This is a genomic window from Mesorhizobium sp. M0077 (genome assembly GCF_040322955.1).
Taxonomy (GTDB): Bacteria; Pseudomonadota; Alphaproteobacteria; order Rhizobiales; family Rhizobiaceae; genus Mesorhizobium.
Map to the genome: position 1 here is coordinate 24,424 of NZ_JAMYUL010000022.1, position 19,588 is coordinate 44,011.

Genomic DNA, 19,588 nt, shown 5'->3' on the forward strand with positions numbered 1-19,588 from the left:
GTAGTACGGCGTGGCGAATAATCCCTTGGTTTCCAGTTCGGCGAACGGCGGCACCGCATCCGAAGCGCTTGCTTGGCTGGCGTTGCGGAACGCCGCGTCCGAATGCGGCTCAGGCTCGCGCTTGGTCGACCCGCAGCCCCTGCGCGCGCTCCCGGCGGGACGCAAGTGGGCGCATGAGATTGCCAAGGTAATCTTCGATGGCCTCATGGCAGGAAGCCTGTCGGTGCCGGCGCAATTGGCTGCCGGATGGGCGAGGTTCGGCAGCGCAACCACCGCGTTGATCATCGAACTCAGCAAGATCTGGGACAATCCCGCAGCGGCTCGCCGCGTCCAGTACCAGCTTGAGCAAATGCTTCTCGAACCCGACGATCTTGCCACGCCGCGCAGGCTGGCGCGAACGCTCGGAGTTCGCGTCGACGCTCGCAACCCGACCGCGACCGAACTGCCGGAAGGCATCGATCAGATTTATGCCCATCTGATGCTGGATGGCCGGATCGAGGCTGTCGTGCAGTTCGGTGCACTCGGGACTGTGACGAGCGATCATTGGATTGAATTGATCCTGGATGTAGTGCCTGCTGAGCGGCTTGCGGGAGGATCGCCTGCACCGCAAAAGGGCGCCGGCGCGACCACGTCAAACACGCCTGCAGCCGAGGCATCGTTTGCCATGGCGGGAAGCGAGCCCGATCCGGACAGCCATTTCGGCAAACTCGCGCAATTGGCCGCACAGGCGCATGACCTGGTTCGGTCGAGCGCTGAACCGTCAGAGCCTGTTGCGCCGCGCCGCGCACGGGTCGCGGACAAGCACGACAAGGATCGCACGGCGTTCTGGAACAGCTATTTCGCGACCGAGGATCCGTGGAACTACGGTTCGTCCTATGAGCAGGAAAAATACGAGCGCCAGCTCGAAATCCTGCCTCCCGGTCCCATCGGGCGGGCGCTCGAGTTGGCCTGCGCGGAGGGCCACTTCACGCGGCAGCTGGCACCTCGCGTCGGCCATTTGACCGCAACCGACATTTCCGCCATAGCCGTCGGGCGGGCCCGCGTGCGATGCACCGATCAGCCGAATGTCGAGTTCGGGGTACTCGATTTCGCTGCCGACACGCTGCCGGGTAAGATGGATCTGATCGTCTGCTCGGAAGTGCTCTACTACCTCGATGACCTCGCCGAGCTACGGCGCATCGCCAGGAAATTCGCCCAGGCGTTGGCGCCTGGCGGCAGCATCATCAGCGCACACGCATTCGTGCTGCGTGACAATGTCGAAAAGACCGGCTTCGACTGGAATACATTCGGTGCCCAGTCGATCTCCGAGACGCTGGCGGCGACCGAAGGCCTCGTCCTCGAGCAATCGATCCAGACCGAGCTCTACCGCATAGATCGCTTCCGCCGCCTGTCGTCGGGCGATGTGGCGACGGACCCGGTGATCGATCATGTGCCGATCCGCGCGCCCATCGAAATCGGCGTCGCGCGAAATATCGTCTGGGGTGGGGCGCGAGCCTTGCGCCGCGACGTCGCACGTAACGAGCAGCGCCGGCATATCCCTGTCCTCATGTATCACGGCGTTGCCGATGAAGGTCCGGCCGCGCTCGCTCGCTTTCGGCTCACGCCCGCCGCATTCGCCAGCCAGATGGCATGGCTGCGCGCCAATGGCTTTCACGCCATTGGCTCCGAGCAGTTGGAGCAGTTCATCACCAACCGTCAGCCTTTCGTCGGCCGCCCGGTGCTCATCACCTTCGATGACGGCTTCCAGAACTTCGCCGACCGTGCCTGGCCGATCTTGCGCGCCAACGACCTGACTGCGGAAGTGTTCCTGGTGACGGACCTGGTGGGCGAAAGTGCAAAGTGGGACACCGACATCGGTCCGCCGACGCCGCTTATGGGCGCCGGGACGGTGCGACGCCTCGCTGCCGAAGGCGCCTTCTTCGGCAGCCACATGGCGACGCATCGCGCCATAGATGGTCTGTCGAGCGCTGACCTGGCCGCCGAGCTCCTGCGCTCTCGTCTGTTCATCGAACGGTGGACCGGTCGGCCAACCACGGCGTTCGCGGCACCCTTCTCCGTCACCGACCGACGGCTTGGCCGGCTGGCCAGGGAGTGCGGCTATCGAATAGGCTTCGGCCGCAAACACGGGCCGGCGGACCTCGATAGCGATCTCATCGACCTTCCGCGTATCGAGATTCGCGGCGACCGCTCGCTCGATGACTTTGTCGCCACTGTCGAGGCCGTGCTCGGATAAACGGTGAACTTGTCAGTTCATTATTGGGCGACTTGCGACACGGCTGACATCAGCTCCTTCGGGTTTGGGGCGCCAAACATGTATCGCCCACCCTCCGGGACCTCCGTGAAGCTCCAGCGGACGATCCCCTGCCGGTCCAGCAGGAACTGACCAACCAGTTGTCCGTGTCCCGTGGCCATCATCTGCTCGTCGGCTTCGGTCAGTTCGTAGTTGTCCTTCTTGTCGAGGATTGCGGCGGCTGTCATCGGATCCATGGGACCGGGCAATTCGCCAGGTATGTCGACCCGCATGTCCTGTGCCGCTGCCATCGCGACCTTGTACGGCCAGTTCGTCTCGTTCTCGGTGAATTCGAGATTGGGCAGTCCAAAAGCACGATGTGAAGCGCGTTCCGGGTCCGACGCCGCAAGCAGGTTCGGCATTGGATGGTAGCGGAAATAGAGCCGCGCCCGTTCGATCGGCGTGTTGACCACCGTCAGGCTCTCCACGCCCTTTTCGCGCAGCTCCGGATCGAGACGCGCCTGAGCGGCGATGTGGCGCCGGCAAAACGCACAATGCAGACCTCGAAACAGGCCGACCAGCACCGGTTTTTGCCCGCGAAAGTCGTCAAGCGCAATCTTGCCTTCCTGGGTAATGGCGTCGAGTATCAGGTTCGGCGCCCGGTCGCCCGGTTGAAGCGGTATCAATCCACTAGGCGCGGACATGTCCAACCCCCTATCCCGGCTAGTCGAGAAAAGGCAGCACCACAAGCGCTTCCGGGTCGAGCCCGTGCTGGGCGCATATACCCTGCGCCAGGGAAAAGTAGCGTTCGGCCTCGGCCAGATTGTCGAGGTCGAGATTAAGCGTTGCGAGTCCATCATAGCACGGAAACAGCAGTTGGGGCTCGCCCGTTTCGCGGGCTACCTCCAGTGCTTCGTGGAACAAGCCGATCGCCAGTTCCGGATGGCCGTTGCACTGGTGGATCTGCCCAAGCACGATCAACGGCACTGGCAGGTGCTCGCGCTGGTCGAGCGCCCGGTCAATCTCGATGGCCTTCTCGGCAGCAGGCACGCCCTCCGTTGGACAGCGATCCGTGAAAGTACAACAAGCTACCGCCAGATTGGCGAGGAGGCGCGCCTGGAAACCCAAATCGCCAATACGGCGCGCCACTTCAAGACCGCGCCGACAGACCTCCATCGCCTTCGCCGGATCGATGGTCGTGTAGAGCACCCCGAGATTGGTGTAGCCGCGGCAGGCCGCGCCCAGCAGACCGGCGGCTTCGGCCAATTCAATGCTGCGCTCAACCTCACGCACGGCTTCATGGTTTCGCCCAAGGCGAGCCAGCGCAACAGCCTTGGTATTAAGTGCCTCGGCGGTCACGAGGGTGGCATCATCGGAGACATGTTCCGTTGTCAGAGAGCGTACGCAATCCAGCGCCGCGTCTGCCCATTTTGCCGCGAGAGTGTGATCTCCGCTGCGGAACGCCTGTCGGCCACGTTCTTGCCAGAGATGCGCCTGCTCGATCGGGGCATCCGCTCCATCGAGGAGCGCTGCCGCTTCAGCGTAGCGCGATTCCGCGTCGTCCCGCTTGCCCACGTCCCAAAACAGCCGACCGATCTTGCGCAAAACGCGCGCCGCCGCGACACGATCGGCTGACTCGCGATAGGCCTGCAGCACCGCCTCGTAGTGGCGGTGTGCAATCTCGCGGCGGCCTGCCGGGCCGCTCAAATCGGCAATGCGCTCTGCAATTGCCAGTTTGAGCGGTGTTTGCCCGATCGCGCCCAACGCAGTCAGTGCTCGCTCGTAGAAACGAAGGGCGTCGTCATTGGCGTATATCATGCGAGCGCGATCTCCCGCCGCCTGCAGGTAATGCGCGCCCCTCTCCCGCTCGGCGCTCTGAGCGAAATGATGACCGAGCACGGCCAGATCCTCGAACCGTTCCGGCTTGTCGCCGCACAGTTGCTCCAGGGCGGCACCTACCCGGCGGTGGATGTCGGTCCGGCGTTGCAGGAGCAGATTCTGGTAGATCACGTCCTGCAGCAATGTTTGCGTAAAGCGGTAGCTTTGCGACGAGACCGAGCCTGATCCGGCAACTTCCTCGATGATTTCCGCATCGCAAAGCAGTTCGCAGCCCGCTTCCAGTCGGCCGGGGTCGGCTGCCACGGCTTTCAGAAGCGTGGCATCGAAGCGCGGGCCGATTACCGCGGCTTCCTGGGCCAACCGGCGCACCTCTTGCGGCAGCCGGTCGACGCGAGCAAGCAACATTGCCTGGATCGTGGCGGGGATGCCGGTTGCGACTTCGCCTGCCACGGTCCGCCATTGCTGGCCCTCGCGCACCAATACACCGCGATCGATAAGGCCGCGAACGATCTCCTCCAAGAAAAGCGGGTTGCCGCCCGCGCGCTCGAGGATCTGGTCGAGAAGCCCTCCTGCGGCGTTTACCCAGCTCTCGCCGAAAAGCGCCGCCACCAGGCGGCGTCCGTCATCGCTGTCGAGCGGCGAAAGCCTGAGCGCTGTGTGGCTGACCCGACTTGAGTCGAGTTGGTCGTTGTCCGACGCCGGACGATGCGTGACCAGCAACATCAGCCGCGTGCGTTCCAGTCTGTCCATCACGAAACGCAGTGCCTCGAGCGAGACGGAGTCGGCCCAGTGCAGGTCTTCGACGACAATCAATAGCGGCGACAACGCAAGCCGCCGTTCCATGATTGTGCGGACCGCGTAGAGAATTTGCCGCCGCAGCTGCTCGGGCTCGACATGCTGCAAGGTGGCATCGGGGTCGCCGAGGCCAAGCACATGGTAGAGCAAAGGCATCAGCCGCTTCGCCTCCTCGCCCTGCAGGCCGAGATCGGCAAGCAAGGCTGCGAGCTTGCCCCGCATTTCGTCCCCATTGTCGTTTTGCATCATCCCGGCAGCGCTGCGCACCACTGCACCCAGGGCGCCAAATGATTGTTCACCCAGCGGTGAGCACGTGGCCTGCCGCACGGCGACGTTGCGAAAACGATCCTCGTCGCCGACGCGGGCGACGAACTCCTTCACCAACCGCGACTTCCCGATACCGGCTTCGCCGACGAGGCGGACAAGCTGGGCCGAGCCGCCGCACGCCAAGTCAAGGCTCGCCAGCATTCTGTTGAGCTCCGCATCACGACCTATTATGGGCGCACTGAGGCCGAGCGCCTCGAGCCCGCGCGCTGCACGCGGCGCCGCAAGCGGTGCATCCAGTCGGTGGACGAGCACACTGCCAGCCTTGCCGCGAAAGACGACATCGCCCAGCGACTCGTACGAGAAGGCATGCCGGGTCAGCCTGTGCGTGAGTTCGCCCACCAGCACCTCACCCGGTGCAGCCAGCGATTGCAGGCGTTGCGCCGTATTCACCGTGTCGCCGGTCACCGAATAGGATTTGGCGGTGCCGATGCCCAATCCGCCAGTAACGACCGGACCCGTGTTTATGCCTATGTGGAGCAGCAGCGGCGAGCCGGAGTGGCGGGTGCTTTCACCGAGCCGCGCCGTCCGGGCGATCATGTCGAGAGCGGCTCGAAGCGCACGTTCCGGATCGTCCTCATGCGCGACCGGCGCACCGAACAAGGCGAGCAGAGCGTCGCCGATGAATTTGTCGACGAAACCACCAAAGCCTTGCACGGCCGCCGTCAATTCCTTGAACAGTTCGTTCTGCAGCGCCTGCATGACCTCGGGGTCGAGCTGCTCGCTGAGTGTCGTGAAGCCGCAGAGATCGGCGAACAGCACCGTTACCGTTCGTCGATCGGCGTCGGAGACGGAATGCGGCCCCTCTTCGCTTTCGATGTTCGGCGATGGAGCTCGAGAGGGCTGCGCAATGGTGCGGCTTGGTGTCGGAGCAGGCCGTTCGGCAGCTTTTGCGGACGCACCGACGCTTGCCCCACATTTAGGACAGAACTCGAAATCAGGTGCGCAGGCGTAGCCGCAACTGGCGCATGGCACGGGCTGGCGGCGGCCACACTTCGGACAGAAGGCGTAACCGCCCTCGATCTCGAAACCGCAGCCCGAGCAGTTCATGGACACCTCACCAGAGCATGATGCCGAAGAGTGTGAAGCGGTTTTCGGACGACATCATGCTCTATCTCTTTGACCTTGGGCCATGACGCGTGATCTCGCCACGCTCGTCACGGCCGGGGTATTCACAAGGATGAACCGATAGTCGTCAACCGGCAAGCGGCAGCGCAAATGGGCATCGGTCTGGGTTCGGCGGTGGAGCACTGCCGATACGGGCGGCTGCGTGGCCGTGATTTGCGAAAATTCCCTCGTCCCGCCGTCTTCCTGCTATGATGGAGATGAGGAGGCGACCCATGAGCGAGAACCGTAAGCTGGCCGCAATCCTGGCTGCAGATGTGGTCGGATACAGCCGGCTCGCGAGCGCGGACGAAGATCGTACCTTGGCGCGGTTGCGGGCACTGCGCAGCGACCTGATCGATCCGATCATTGCAGTGCACCACGGGCGGGTTATCAAGCGTACCGGAGATGGGGCACTGGTTGAGTTTCGCAGTGTGGTCGATGCCGTGCGCTGCGCCGTTGAGATTCAAAACGGTATGGTTGAGCGCAATGCCGGCGTACCGCAGGAGCGCCGCATCGAGTTCAGGATAGGCATCCATCTGGGCGACGTGGTCGAAGAGAGCGATGGCGACCTGATGGGTGACGGCGTCAACATCGCCTCGCGTCTGGAGGGCGTTGCGGCGCCCGGCGCCATCTGCCTGTCCGAGGATGCCTATCGCCAGGTCAAGGCCAGGCTTGACCTCTCGGTCAGCGATCTCGGCAGCACACAGCTCAAGAACATCGCCGAGCCGATCCGAGTGTATTCGCTGCAAGTCGGCGCCGGGGCCAAGGTGGCCGCGACCTCGCAAACCCCGACGAGCCCTCCGGCTGCGGCAACGCCGCCGAAACTGTCGATCGCCGTGCTGCCGTTCGCCAATATGAGCGGTGATGCCGAACAGGACTACTTCGCCGACGGCATCTCCGAAGACATCATCACGGCGCTGTCCAAACTGTCACAGCTCTTCGTCATCGCTCGCAATTCGTCCTTCATCTTCAAGGGCCAGAACGTCCATGTGCAGGATGTCGGCACGAAGCTCGGCGTGCGCTATGTCCTTGAAGGCAGCGTACGCAAGTCGGGGAACAAGGTACGCATCACCGCGCAGCTCATCGATGCAATCTCAGGCGGCCATCTTTGGGCGGAGCGGTTCGATCGCGATCTGACCGACATATTCGCCGTGCAGGATGACGTGACGCAGCACATCGTCGGTGCGCTGGCGCTCAATCTGACCGAGGATGACCGTCTGCGGCTGGCGCCCGAACACCAGCGCAACCCGGAGGCGTATGACTGTTTCCTGCGGGGCCGGGAGCTGTGGCACCGGCTGACGAAGGACACGAACGTCGCGGCCCGCGAGCTCTTGCAGCGGGCCATCGAACTGGACCCGAAATTTGCCTCTGCCCACGCTTTCCTAGCCCTCACGTACGGGCTCGATTACCTCAACAGGTGGGGTGCGTCGGACTCGATGGCGCAAGCGGAAGAGGCAGCAACGCGAGCGGTAACGCTGGATGACAGCGATCCCTGGGCGCACTGGGCGCTGGCATCGGCCAAGCTTTACACACGGCGGCACGATGAAGCCATCGGCGAGGTCGAGCGCGCGATAGCTCTCAATCCGAACTTCGCCGAAGCGCACGTCGCCCGCGGCGAGGCGCTGTATTATTCGGGTAGACCCGCGGAGGCGCTAGAGAGTTTCGCCCGGGGAAAGACCTTGAATCCATACTTCCCGGATGTGCTTCTGCACTTCCAGGCTTTGGCATCGTTTCAACTGGGAAGGTACGAAGAGGCCGTCGACCTCTTGCTGCAACGGCTGGCTCGCAACGCTGTCACCGACGTGTCGCGTGCGCTTCTGGCCGCATGCTACGGCCATCTGGGCCGTTTGGAGGAGGCCCATGCGGCATGGCAGGACCTGCTTCGCGTTAATCCCGCCTATTCGCTGGAACATCGTCGCAAGGTCTTGCCTTACAAGAACCCTGCCGATTTCGAACTGATGGTCGAGGGGCTCCGCAAGGCCGGCGTGGTGCAATGACAGGCTAAAGCCCGGCCGGATCAGAGGCCTGAGGCCCGGCCGATCTTGCGCCATCGGGCGTTTTCGCGAACCGGTTTCAGGTCATCGGTCGTCTCGGCAAATGTCCGCAACCGGTATTGCCGCAGCAGGTCCGGGAAGAGCGCCCCTTCCGGCAGGCCGGCAAGCTGCTCGCGGACCGAGATCTTTTCATCGATGACCCGCATGCCCCAGGCATTTTCCCGAACCTGCAGCTCGGCGGCCAGATCGCGCTCTTCTGGCGCGTTTTCATCCAGCGCAGCCAGCAGGATCGAGTGGAAAAGCGCGACATAGCCAATCTGTCTCAGGCCGCCCACAACCCGCACGCGCGGCAATATGGCAAGGGCAAGGAACATCAGGAACAAGTCCGGCAAAAGCATGCCGTCCAGCAGTGCCTGCTGGAGATGCGGCCGCTCGAACGGGATGGAAAGACCATGCGGCCTGTCAGGCTCGATCAGCCGCCCGTTCTTGAGGACGAGCTTGCGCACGCGCTGCTCGCGGATGCCCCAGAAATAGGCCGTGGCATTGGGCAGGAACCTGCCAAATGGGCCCGATGCGGCTTCTTGCAAGGCATGGTCGAGACGCCGGCGCCTTGCGGGCTCGAGGAGCAGCCTGGAAAGAAGGCTGCCTTCATCTTCCAGATGCCGCGACACGACAGTCGCGGCCAGCCTATCATCGATGAAAACCGGCCGAGCCATGCCGGAACGATCCCAATCGGCGACCAGATCCTCGTTGAGTTCTGTCAGCGCATCGGCGGCGGTTGCAAACACCTTGTCCTGGCTGGCAAGCAGCGTGCCCAGCCAGCTTCTGGCATCCGTCTCATTGCCCACCGTTTCGAGCGCGCGCCCGTTGAGGGTAACGGGACCGGCCGCGCAGGCGCTTTTGCGGCACAGTTTGTGGCGCCCCATGCCAAACAAATTGACCTTGTCGTCACCGACATCGAGCCATCCCGGCCCCTCCCGGCCGGTTGTCTCCATGGTCATTGTCGTTCCCATGAAGCCGAAAAAAGCCGACAGCCCGTTTTCGACCGCGCCGAGCCAGGCAAGCAGCAGGGCATCGAAGGTGATCCGATCCATCAGAAGCAGGCAGTGCAGGCCGGACTGGATAACCGGTCTGTGGTCGAATTCGTCGAGGGCCCTGCCGATCGCTTCAGGCTGCACGATCGCACCGAGGCGCTGCTGCAGGACGTCTCGCAGGATCGAGCGGGCAGCGATCGACGGGGCCGATGCAGGCCTTGCCACCGGCCGCCACAGATGGCGGGCATAATCGGAAACCGGCGCATTCCAGTTCTGCTCGATGTCACGCACGACCTCCGGGCAGAGCAGCGACAGCACAGCCAAAATGTCCACCGGAGGCGCAGGGGCAGGGACGGCGGTCATCAGAACCGCAGCCGGGCCATGCTCAGGAGGTCGTGGTACTGCCCGTCGGTAAAACCGGCCTTCACATGCCGTCCCTCGACCTCGAAGCCGTGGCTTGTGTAGAGACGGATGGCCGGTTCGTTGTCGGCATAGACAGTCAACTCGACCCGCTTCAGGGCGCGCCAGTTGTCGGCCACGTCAAGCAGCGCGCCAAGGATGGCAGAGCCGATGCCTCTGCCGACAAAGCCATCGTCAAGGCCGATATTGATCTCGCCGATATGCGAGCGGCGCGGCGAACCCTGCGCGACCAGGCTGCCATGGCCGACAACCTTGCCGTCCAGCTCCGCAACGATCCAGGTGGTTTCCGGGCCGGACTTGGCGATGCGCCGCTCCACCTGCTCCACCATCTCGAACGGCATCCTGAGCGTGCCCCAGCGGAACCCCGGCATATTGAAGATAGCGCACAGCGCCTCGGCATCGCTTGGCCGGACGGCCCGGAGCTGCGGCTGGATTTTCTCTAGGGGTGGCGTGCTGGTCATGGCTTTTCCGGCTATAGCAATTCCAGGAAAAGTGTGAGCGGTTTTCCGTCCGGAATTGCGTCAGAACAAAGGACAGAGGCAATATGCCCGGCACGATGCACCGGACGTCACCTGAAAATCCAGCCGTCTCTGCGACCTATGCCGATTGCGCGGCAAAATGCCGGGGGGCGGCGTAGAGTTTGAGGATACCGCTGATGCCGATCCAGCCGAAAAGGGCGAGCCAGCACAATGTCCCGGCCGCCGTCCAGTCGATCCGGTGCACGGCGGCGTCGGTGATGACGAGGCCAAGGACGGCAAGCAGGCCAACCAGAAACTGCGCCAGGCCGAGCACCAGCAATTCCTCACGCGGCGCACTTCTCCAGACGAGATAGGTGCCGCCTGCACCCGCGAGGAAGATGGCGCTGTAGACCTGGGCGTGAAAAGCATCGATCGGCCATGGCCAGAAGCCACCGAATGTCAGGGGAAACAGCAACAGGCCGACGCCGTAGACCCCGAGGATCGTCATTTCCACCGGTAGGTAGGCGCGCCATGCGGGGTTTAAGATCACGCCTTTTGCAGCAGGGCGGGCCCTTGCCCGCCACAGGAACAGCCCGGATACCGCGGCTGACGCAAGATAGACCAGAAACCAGAGCCAGGGGGCTTTGCGCTCGAAGTTGAAATAGCCGAGATTGATGAACGAAGCCGCCGACACGATGACGGTGAAGATGAAGGCCATGACCAGCACGAGCCTGCCGGGCGACCAGCGATTCCAGACCAGCAGCGCCGCCATCACTGCCATTTCGGCGGTGTAGAAGCCGCCGAGGAAGCGGGCATTGAACGGCGTGACGGCCCAGGGCCAGCGCGGCTTGACCAGCGCAGGCGCGAAAAACAGGCCGGCCCCAACGATCAGGACGATGATGACCCCCGCCGAGAAAAGGCGAAGGGCCGCCGGAAATGGCGGGTTGTCGCGTGTCGGCATGGAGAAAACCCCAGAGATGAATGCCCCATGGGCTATCATAGTTTGGAATTCAACAAATGGAAATTGACCTGTCACCAGGCTTGTCCATTCGAATGGCCGTACGGTCCGTTTCGCAGTATGATGGAGCGTTCGGGTCGAAGATCGGTCCGGCCAACACGCCTAGAGCCGGATGATTTCAGGTCTGTCCGACCTGAAATCTGAATCCGCCTCTAAATCAGGAAATAGAGCATGATGTCGTCCGAAAACCGCTTCACACTTTTCGGCATCATGCTCTAGCGGCGCAATTTCCGGAGCCTGCACGATGACCGAAGCTCAGGATCTGTTCTCGCTTCTGCGGCAATCGACCGATGTCGATCCGCAGGCAATCGACGCAATCCGGCAAACCATCGCCGAGGGCAAGGACCGCGAACTTTGCCGCATCAATGCGCTGGCCTTCGCCAGCAAGCATGGCCTCGACGAGGAACGCACCATAAGCGCCTTTCTCCATGCGGCGCGGGTAGGCATCTTCGACATTTCCTGGAATGTTCTGTGCCCCGGCTGTGGCGGCGTGCTCGACACCAACGCCACGCTGAAAACCATGCAGAAGGACGAATACACCTGCGCGCTGTGCTCCCAGGGCTATTCGCCGACCCTCGACGAGATGGTCGAGGTGACATTCACCGTCAGTCCCCGCGTGCGCAGGATTGCCGCCCACAATCCACACGAACTGCCGTTGGTGGAATATTACCGCCAGATCTACTGGGCGTCCGGGGCCGATCTGCCGGACGAGGATCTGGCGGAAAAGATGGAAGCGTTCTCGCTGGAAGATATCGAGCTTGCGCCCGGTGAAAAGGCGGTTCTGCACATCCAGCTTCCGCCCCAATTCATCATCGTCTTCGAGCCGGTCACGCATTCGGCCCAGTTCATCGACGCGAAGGGCGAACCGGCAAAAGAGCGGCGAAACCTCTCTCTGGCGTTCGACCGCGACCATGTCCAGAGCCAGACGCTGGAGATGCAACCCGGCCCATTGCGCATTTCGCTGGAAAACAGGACCGACACGCGCGTGCTGCCGACGGTCTTCATCGCCTGCCCGGTATTGCATGATTTCCTGGGCAAGCGCCGGCCCTTCGTGACCGCCAAGCGCCTGCTCACCAACCAGACGTTCCGGGATCTCTATCGCACGGATACGCTCGATATCAACCAGCGCCTGAAGATCACCAGCCTGACCTTCCTGTTCACCGATCTGCGCGGATCGACCGAGCTTTACGAGCGGGTGGGCGATCTTTCAGCCTTCGATCTCGTGCGCGAGCATTTCCAGGTTCTGCACGAGATCGTCGCGGCGGAGGCAGGCGCGGTTGTGAAGACGATCGGCGATGCGGTGATGGCGACCTTCGCGACGCCTGACCGTGCGATTGCCGCGGCGCTGCGGATGCGCGACGCCATGCGGGCGCTCAATGACAAAAGCGGGCGCGAGGACCTTCTGCTCAAGATCGGTGTTCATGCCGGCCCGTGCATAGCCGTGTCCATGAACGAGCGGCAGGATTATTTCGGCCAGACGGTCAACATTGCTTCGCGGGTCCAAAACCTTGCCAACGCACAGGCGATCTTCGCCACGCGTGCGGTGGTTGACGACAATCTCACCGCCGATCTGTTGCACAGGAACGCGCTGACGCCCGTGCCGCACGAGGTCTCGCTGCGCGGCATCGAGCGGGAGATAGCGGTCTATACGATCCCCTGAAGAGTTCTCTACCGCTCACACGCGCTTGCAGAGGAAATAACGGTCGGCGGGCTCCGAAGTGGGCGCCGGGAGGTGTTGCAGCAGCGGGTGATCGAGCGGCGTGCCACTGACCGCGAAGCCGCCGACGCGAAGCAGGCTCGCAATCAGATCGGGAAGCCAGGTAGCGGTCACCGCATCGCGATCGTCATAGCCGGTGCCAATGTCGGCATGAACAAGGGCGGCTTCGATGCCAATGAACTTGCGGCCCGTCTCGCGTATTTCGCCGAGCACGAGGTTTTCAGCTTCGGGAATTGAGCTAGTGTGCGCGCCAACTTCGCGGTCGAACACCACGATCCGGCGCCCGGGCAGAAGCTCGCGCAGATGGTGGAATGTCCGGCCATTGCCGAGGCCGAGCTCAAGCACAAGCCCCTCCATCTTCGCCACCTCGGGGCAGATTCGATTGAGAATGTCGCGCTGCGCGGTCATCCTGCTGATGAAATTATCGAGGCGACTCATATGCGATTGTGTGTCCTGAACCAGCAGCCCCGATCGAGGCTTGCTGCATATAAAGGCGAACGACGAACCCTGCAATAACGCAACCGGCCGCCGACAAGCGTCATACCGGGTGGAGTGTTCGGCAGGCCGCGCGGTGGAACAGCGATATCACTTGTAGGGGTCTGCGGCGTCCCGCAAGCCGTCGCCGAGGAAGTTGAACGCCATGATAACGAGGATGACCGGCAGCATCGGCAAAAGCAGCCATGGATAGAACGCGATCACGCTGACGCTGCGCGCCTCGGTGAGCAGGATGCCCCAGCTGGTGATCGGCGCCCTCAGGCCGAGCCCGAGGAAGCTCAGCGCCGTTTCGCCCAGGATCATGCCAGGGATGGAGAGCGTCGCCGTCGCGATCAGATGCGACATGAAGCCGGGAATGAGATGCCGCCTGATGATGCGGCTGCTTCCGGCGCCCATCAACTGCGCCGCCAGAACGTAATCCTCCTCGCGCAAGGCCAGAAGCTTTGAACGCACGGCCCGCGCCAGTCCGGTCCAGTCGAGCAGCCCGAGGATGACGGTGATGCCGAAATAGATCAGGATCGGACTCCACGTTATCGGCATGATCGCCGCCAGGGCCAGCCATAGCGGAATGCTGGGAATCGATTGCAGGACTTCGATTATCCGTTGGACGATCAGGTCGAAGATACCGCCGTGATAGCCGGCCAGCCCGCCGATGACGATGCCGAGCAGGAAGCTGAAACTGATGCCGACGAGGCCGATAGTCAGTGAAATGCGTGCGCCATAGATCATGCGTGAGAGCACGTCGCGCCCCAGCCTGTCGGTGCCGGCCAGAAACAGCTGCCCGTTTTCGGCAGGACAGACAAAATGCCTGTCACCTTCGATCAGGCCCCAGAACCGATAAGTGTCGCCCTTGCAGAAGAAACGGAGCCGCTGAACATCGTCGTGCTTCTCGATGTAGTTCCGCTTGAGCGTGTCCATATCCAGCGTCATCTGGCGGCCATAGACGAACGGCCCGACGAACTCGCCATTGTGGAACAGGTGCACGTGCTGCGGCGGCGCATAGATGTAGTCCATGTTGCGCGAGTGCAGATTGTAGGGCGCCAGGAACTCGCAGATCAGTATCCCTAAATACAGCACTGCCAGGAATATGCCGGATATAAGCGCAAGCCGGTGTTTGCGGAATTTCCACCACATCAGCCGCAACTGCGATGCCTGAAAGACCTTCGATTGCTCCGGCGTCATCGCCTCGACCGACTGCAGGTCGAAGGGCGCGCCGGAAATGTAGTGTTGCAGTGGAGCACCCGGAGCGGGCAGCGGCGAGTCCTGCTTCATTTGGTGCTGCCACCCTGCAAACGAATTCGTGGATCAAGCAGCGCCAGCGCCAGGTCGGAAATCAGCACGCCGATAACCGTCAGGAAGGCAAGGAACATCAGGAATGACCCTGCCAGATACATATCCTGGCTTTGCAGCGCCTTGATCAGCATCGGCCCGGTCGTTTCCAAAGACAAAACGATAGCCGTGATCTCAGCGCCGGAGATGATGGCCGGCAGGATCGAGCCGATGTCGGAAATGAAGAAATTGAGCGCCATGCGCAGCGGATATTTGACCAGCGCCTTGAACGGATGCAGGCCCTTGGCGCGCGCCGTAACGACATATTGCTTGTGCAGTTCGTCGAGCAGATTGGCGCGCAGCCGCCGGATCATGCTCGCCGTGCCGCCGGTGCCGATGATCAGGACCGGGATCCAGAGATGGGCGAGGATCGACTTCGCCTTGGCCCAGCTCATCGGCTCGCCGAGATATTGCTGGTCCATGAGGTGGCCGATGGACGTGCCGAACCAGATGTTGGCGAAATACATCAGGATCAGCGCCAGCATGAAATTCGGAATGGCAAGGCCGAGAAGGCCGAAGAAAGTCAGGCCGTAGTCGCCCCAGCTGTATTGATGCGTGGCGGAGTACATGCCTATCGGAAAGGCGATGAGCCAGGTGAAGATGATCGTGACGAAGGAAACCAGCACGGTCAGCCACATTCGGTCGCCGACGACGTCGCGAACCGGCAGCTCATATTCGAAGGAATAGCCGAAATCGCCGTGCAGCATCCCGCCCACCCAGTAGAAGTAGCGAATGACCGGCGGCTGGTCGAAACCATATTCCTTGCGCATCATCTGGATGCGGTCGGAATCTACCGCTTCGCCCTGGGCCCGAAGCTCGGCGACATAGCTGTCGAAATAGTCGCCCGGTGGAAGTTCGATGATGGTGAACACAAGCGCCGATATGACCAGCAGCGTAGGAACCATCACGGCGATGCGCCAGACAAGATATCGAAGCACGCTCAGGAGCCTCCAAGCCAGAATGTGTCCGGCATGTAGACACCGAAATAGGAGGTCGGGTCGTAGCCGTAGAGTGCTTTGTCAGGCAGGTTGCGCAGCCGCGAGGATACCAGAATCGGCTGAAGTGTTTCGTTCACAGTACCGATAGAGAACACCTGATCGGTGTAGATCGACAGCATCGAGTTCCAGATTTCGGCGCGCTCGCTGGATTGGGTCGATCCGTTCCAGCGCTTGAGCAAAGCCATCAACTCGACCACTTCAGGAACATCGGGCGCCTCACCCATCTTGCCATGCGACAGATAGTAAGCGCCCCAGAGCGGCCATTGCAGCTGGTCGTCGATGGTGGGGGCCAGCTGGTATGGATTCATGTCGGCGGTCGGCACGCCATTGTCGATGCCCGACGACATCGACATCAGGATCTGGCCGCCAAGCGCACGGCTGCGGAAGATGTCGCGCTGCGAAGTCCGGATGAACAAAGCGATGCCGATCTTGCGCCAGTGATCGGTGATGAGTTCGAGCGCATCGGTTTCCAGCGTGCTTTCGCCGGCCGTTTCCACGATGATCTGCGCCGGGCGTCCATCGGGAATTAGCCGCAGGCCGTCATCGTCACGGGCCTGAAGCCCGACCTCGTCAAGCAGTGCATTGGCCTGGTCGGGATCGTGGGCGACCCAGGCTTTCGCGAATTCCGGCCGGTAGAGCGGGCTCTCCGGCAAGACCGTATCGGCGCTTTCCTGCGCCAATCCGTAGAAGACGGCCATGTTGATCTCGCGCCGGTCCACAGCGAGCGAAAGGGCGCGGCGCACGCGCACGTCACGCAAAAGGCCGCGCCACACCGGGTCGGCACAATTCAGATTGGGCATGAGCGCCAGCCGCGAACCCTGTGTGCGTTTCCACAGATGCATCTTCACCGGGTAGCGCTTCTCCGCGTCCTTCAGGAAGGAGTAATCGCTGAAGTCGATTCCCATGCATTGCAGGTCGCTCTCGCCCGCACCGGTCTTGGCGGAGATGATCGCCGACGAGCTGACATTCATGATGATCCGGTCGACATAGGGCAGTTGCCGGCCGTTCTCGTCTGTTCGATGAAAGAACGGGTTGCGCTCGAAGATGAACTGCTCGGCCGGCGGCTTGGTCCGGTTCTGCCAGGGGTCGAGTGTCGGCAGATCCGGGTTCTCCGGGCGATACTGCCGCGACATGCGGATGTGCAGCAGCGTCCATTTTGCGGTCCGGTTCTCCTTCATCAGGCCGGCGAGCCGGAATGGATCCTGATATTTCTTGTGGAACTGCTTGAGATAGGCGGCTGGCAAAACAAGCGGTGTCGGCGAAGCAGCGGCAAGTTTGGGCAGGAAGTCGGGATTGGGCGCGTCCCAACTGTAGCGGACCGTCAACGGATCGACGATCTCGAAACGTGGCGGCTTGCCGTCCGCCAGCAGGGCAGGGGCGAGCCCGCCTTGCGAAAGCTCATCGTTCAGCCAGACATCTTCCCAGCAATAACGAAAATCCTCCGGCGTCAGCAGGCTGCCGTCTGACCATTTATGGCCTTCACGAATCTTGAACGTGAAGACGCGATCATCCTTTACGTCGAAACTTTCGAGAATGTCGGCCTGAAAGTTAAGCTTTTCGTCATAGCCGACCAGCCGGGAATACCCGTAGATCGTCATCATCCGGATATCTTTCTGGCTGCCGATGATCGTACGCAGCGTGCCGCCATACTGGCCGGGCTGCCGGCCCATCGCCGCGAGGTTCAACGCGCGCGGGCTTTTGGGCAGGCGCTCCGCGAGTGGCGGCAGAGCCCTGGCTTTCAGCTGCGGCTGAAGAAAATCCGGCTCCAGATCGCCGGCGCGCGCCGTGCCCGGCAGAAATGCCGAAGCCATGAGACCAAGGACAGTGCGGCGGCTGATCAATGGCGTAACTCGCTGACATCGGCCGAACGTCGGGCCAGCACGAGATGGCCGCCGCCGAGATCGAGCGGCGACAGCATATCCTCTTCGCCCTCGTCGCGGAATTGCGGGCCCCATGCGCTGGTGTCGGAAGCGCCGCCGAGCTTCAGCGTCTTGAAATCCATCGGCCGGTCGAGATCGGGGAAGGGGACTGCGGCGAGCAGCGAGCGCGTGTAGGGGTGGATCGGTTTCCTGAGCAGAATTTCGCGCGGTGCAAGCTCGACGATACGCCCGCCGCACATCACCGCGATGCGGTCCGCCATGTAGTCCACCACCGCCAGATTGTGGGATATGAACAGGTAGGTCAGGCCCAGTTCCTTCTGCAGGTCCTTCAGAAGGTTCAGGATCTGCGCCTGCACGGAGACATCGAGCGCCGAAACCGGCTCGTCGCAGATCAGCAGTTCAGGCCCCAGCGCCAAGGCGCGCGCAATGCCGATACGCTGACGCTGCCCGCCGGAGAAGCTGTGGGGATAACGCTGGATGAAGCGCGGATCGAGCCCGATTGCCTGCATCAGGCTCTTGACTGTGGCTAGGCGGGACGCGGCATTGCCACGTTGATGGATTTCCAGCGGCTCGCTCAAGATGTTTTCCACGGTCATGCGAGGCGAAAGCGACGAGACCGGATCCTGGAAAACCATCTGGAGTTTCGCCCGCAGCAAGCGCAGGGCGTCTCCCTCGGCTTCCAGGACGTCGATCGGTCCGTCGCGGCCGTTGAAGATCACGGAGCCGCCGGTAGGGGTGACGGCCCGCATCAGGATCTTGCTGACGGTGGTTTTGCCGCAGCCGCTTTCGCCAACCAGGCCCAGGCACTCACCTCGCCTGATGTCGAAGCTGACGCCGTCCACGGCGCGAACAGAGGTCTGATGGCTCCCGCTGAACCATCCGGAGTTGCGGATGGTGTAGACCTTTTTCAGATCCCTGACCGACAGCAGAATGTCGTCCGGCCCCTTCGCTTCCGGCGCCGTCTGCTTGCCCAGCAGGGTCCCGACATTCACCGGCACCTCGCGGAGCGCCTTCAGCCTTTCGCCAGGCTTCAGGTCGAAATGCGGGACGGCTGCCATGAGGCCCTTCAGGTAAGGGTGGCCTGGCCGGCGGAATATTGCCTCCACAGGGCCCGCTTCCATGATCTCGCCATGGTACATGACCACCACCTCGTCGGCGACATTGGCAACCACCCCGAGGTCGTGCGTGATCAGCAGCATTGCCATGTTGAGCTTGGTCTGAAGCCCGCGCAGCAATTGCAGGATTTGCGCCTGGATGGTGACGTCCAACGCCGTCGTCGGCTCATCGGCGATCAACAGAGCGGGCCGGCAGATAAGCGCCATGGCGATCATGGCGCGTTGCCGCAATCCTCCCGAAAGTTCGAACGGATACATGTCGTAGGCGCGCTTGGGATTGGGAAACCCGACGAGGCCGAGCATTTCCTCGGTCCGTGCCTTGCGCTCCGTCCGATCCATGTGCGTATGAATCTGCAGGGATTCGCTGACCTGGTTGCCGATCGTGTGCAGCGGCGACAGCGATGTCATCGGCTCCTGAAAGATCTTGCCGATGCGGCTCCCTCTCAACGCCCGGATTTCGGGTCCGTCGCGCGGCATCTGCAGGATATCCTGCGTCGTGCCGGGCTTTTTGGGATCGGAAAACAGGATACGGCCGCGAACATGGGCCGTGTTCGGCAAGATGCCCATCACGGCCTGGCTGAGAACCGATTTTCCGGAACCGGACTCACCGACAAGTGCGGTGACCTTGCCGGGCAGGACGCGAAGATTTGCCCGCCTGACGGCATGCAACGGTCCCCCGACAATGGCAAAAGAGATGCCAACATCCTCGATCCGCAGCAGATCAACGCCTGCATCCATTCCCACACCAGCCCCAATCTGGCGCCTCCCAACCGGCCCCAAAAAGCAAGACTAGCGCATTGTCAGCGCAGAGCAACTTGGATTCGAAACGAATTCC

Annotated in this window: 13 protein-coding genes; 3 read left to right on the plus strand and 10 right to left on the minus strand. The window is 62.2% G+C overall.

Annotation, left to right across the window (positions count from 1 at the left end):
• The first annotated feature begins 10 nt into the window (after positions 1–10).
• The gene (locus tag NKJ57_RS28345; RefSeq protein WP_352513588.1) at positions 11–2,233 is read left to right on the plus strand and encodes an SAM-dependent methyltransferase; all 2,223 of its coding nucleotides are present in this window, start codon (positions 11–13) and stop codon (positions 2,231–2,233) included.
• 20 nt (positions 2,234–2,253) lie between these two features.
• Here NKJ57_RS28345 and NKJ57_RS28350 read toward each other — a convergent pair whose 3' ends face one another.
• The gene (locus NKJ57_RS28350) at positions 2,254–2,934 is read right to left on the minus strand and encodes a redoxin domain-containing protein (protein ID WP_352513604.1); all 681 of its coding nucleotides are present in this window, start codon (positions 2,932–2,934) and stop codon (positions 2,254–2,256) included.
• 19 nt (positions 2,935–2,953) lie between these two features.
• Positions 2,954–6,238, minus strand: a complete 3,285-nt coding sequence (locus tag NKJ57_RS28355; RefSeq protein WP_023672128.1) for an adenylate/guanylate cyclase domain-containing protein — start codon at positions 6,236–6,238, stop codon at positions 2,954–2,956.
• 290 nt (positions 6,239–6,528) lie between these two features.
• Here NKJ57_RS28355 and NKJ57_RS28360 point away from each other — a divergent pair, with 290 nt between their 5' ends.
• On the plus strand, positions 6,529–8,292 hold the full coding sequence (locus tag NKJ57_RS28360) for an adenylate/guanylate cyclase domain-containing protein (protein WP_352513589.1): 1,764 nt from the start codon (positions 6,529–6,531) through the stop codon (positions 8,290–8,292).
• 20 nt (positions 8,293–8,312) lie between these two features.
• On the opposite strand, the gene NKJ57_RS28365 is transcribed toward NKJ57_RS28360, so the two are convergent.
• The 3 genes from NKJ57_RS28365 to NKJ57_RS28375 form a co-directional block, all read right to left on the minus strand.
• Entirely contained in the window at positions 8,313–9,656 is a 1,344-nt protein-coding gene (locus NKJ57_RS28365; protein WP_352513590.1) for a hypothetical protein, read from the minus strand.
• Between the two features lie 29 nt (positions 9,657–9,685).
• Complete coding sequence (locus NKJ57_RS28370) at positions 9,686–10,204, minus strand: GNAT family N-acetyltransferase (RefSeq protein WP_352513591.1); 519 nt, start codon at positions 10,202–10,204, stop codon at positions 9,686–9,688.
• A gap of 136 nt (positions 10,205–10,340) precedes the next feature.
• Positions 10,341–11,162 (minus strand): hypothetical protein, encoded by an 822-nt coding sequence (locus tag NKJ57_RS28375; RefSeq protein ID WP_352513592.1) that lies wholly within the window; start codon positions 11,160–11,162, stop codon positions 10,341–10,343.
• A 301-nt stretch (positions 11,163–11,463) separates the two neighbouring features.
• Here NKJ57_RS28375 and NKJ57_RS28380 point away from each other — a divergent pair, with 301 nt between their 5' ends.
• Positions 11,464–12,879, plus strand: a complete 1,416-nt coding sequence (locus NKJ57_RS28380; RefSeq protein ID WP_023685078.1) for an adenylate/guanylate cyclase domain-containing protein — start codon at positions 11,464–11,466, stop codon at positions 12,877–12,879.
• Positions 12,880–12,894: 15 nt separating this feature from the next.
• Here the strand turns inward: NKJ57_RS28380 and NKJ57_RS28385 are convergent, their stop codons facing one another.
• The 5 genes from NKJ57_RS28385 to NKJ57_RS28405 all read right to left on the minus strand — a co-directional run bounded on the left by NKJ57_RS28385 (position 12,895) and on the right by NKJ57_RS28405 (position 19,491).
• Positions 12,895–13,374: a class I SAM-dependent methyltransferase gene (locus NKJ57_RS28385; protein WP_023672134.1), complete on the minus strand. Its 480-nt coding sequence runs from the start codon at positions 13,372–13,374 to the stop codon at positions 12,895–12,897.
• 147 nt (positions 13,375–13,521) lie between these two features.
• Positions 13,522–14,703, minus strand: coding sequence for an ABC transporter permease (locus NKJ57_RS28390; protein WP_031198639.1), 1,182 nt, complete (start codon positions 14,701–14,703; stop codon positions 13,522–13,524).
• On the minus strand, positions 14,700–15,698 hold the full coding sequence (locus NKJ57_RS28395) for an ABC transporter permease (RefSeq protein ID WP_023672136.1): 999 nt from the start codon (positions 15,696–15,698) through the stop codon (positions 14,700–14,702). Before NKJ57_RS28395 ends, NKJ57_RS28390 begins: the two co-directional genes overlap by 4 nt.
• A 2-nt stretch (positions 15,699–15,700) precedes the next feature.
• Entirely contained in the window at positions 15,701–17,599 is a 1,899-nt protein-coding gene (locus NKJ57_RS28400) for an ABC transporter substrate-binding protein (RefSeq protein ID WP_352513593.1), read from the minus strand.
• Positions 17,596–19,491, minus strand: coding sequence for an ABC transporter ATP-binding protein (locus tag NKJ57_RS28405; protein ID WP_023672138.1), 1,896 nt, complete (start codon positions 19,489–19,491; stop codon positions 17,596–17,598). Before NKJ57_RS28405 ends, NKJ57_RS28400 begins: the two co-directional genes overlap by 4 nt.
• Between the last annotated feature and the right edge of the window lie 97 nt (positions 19,492–19,588).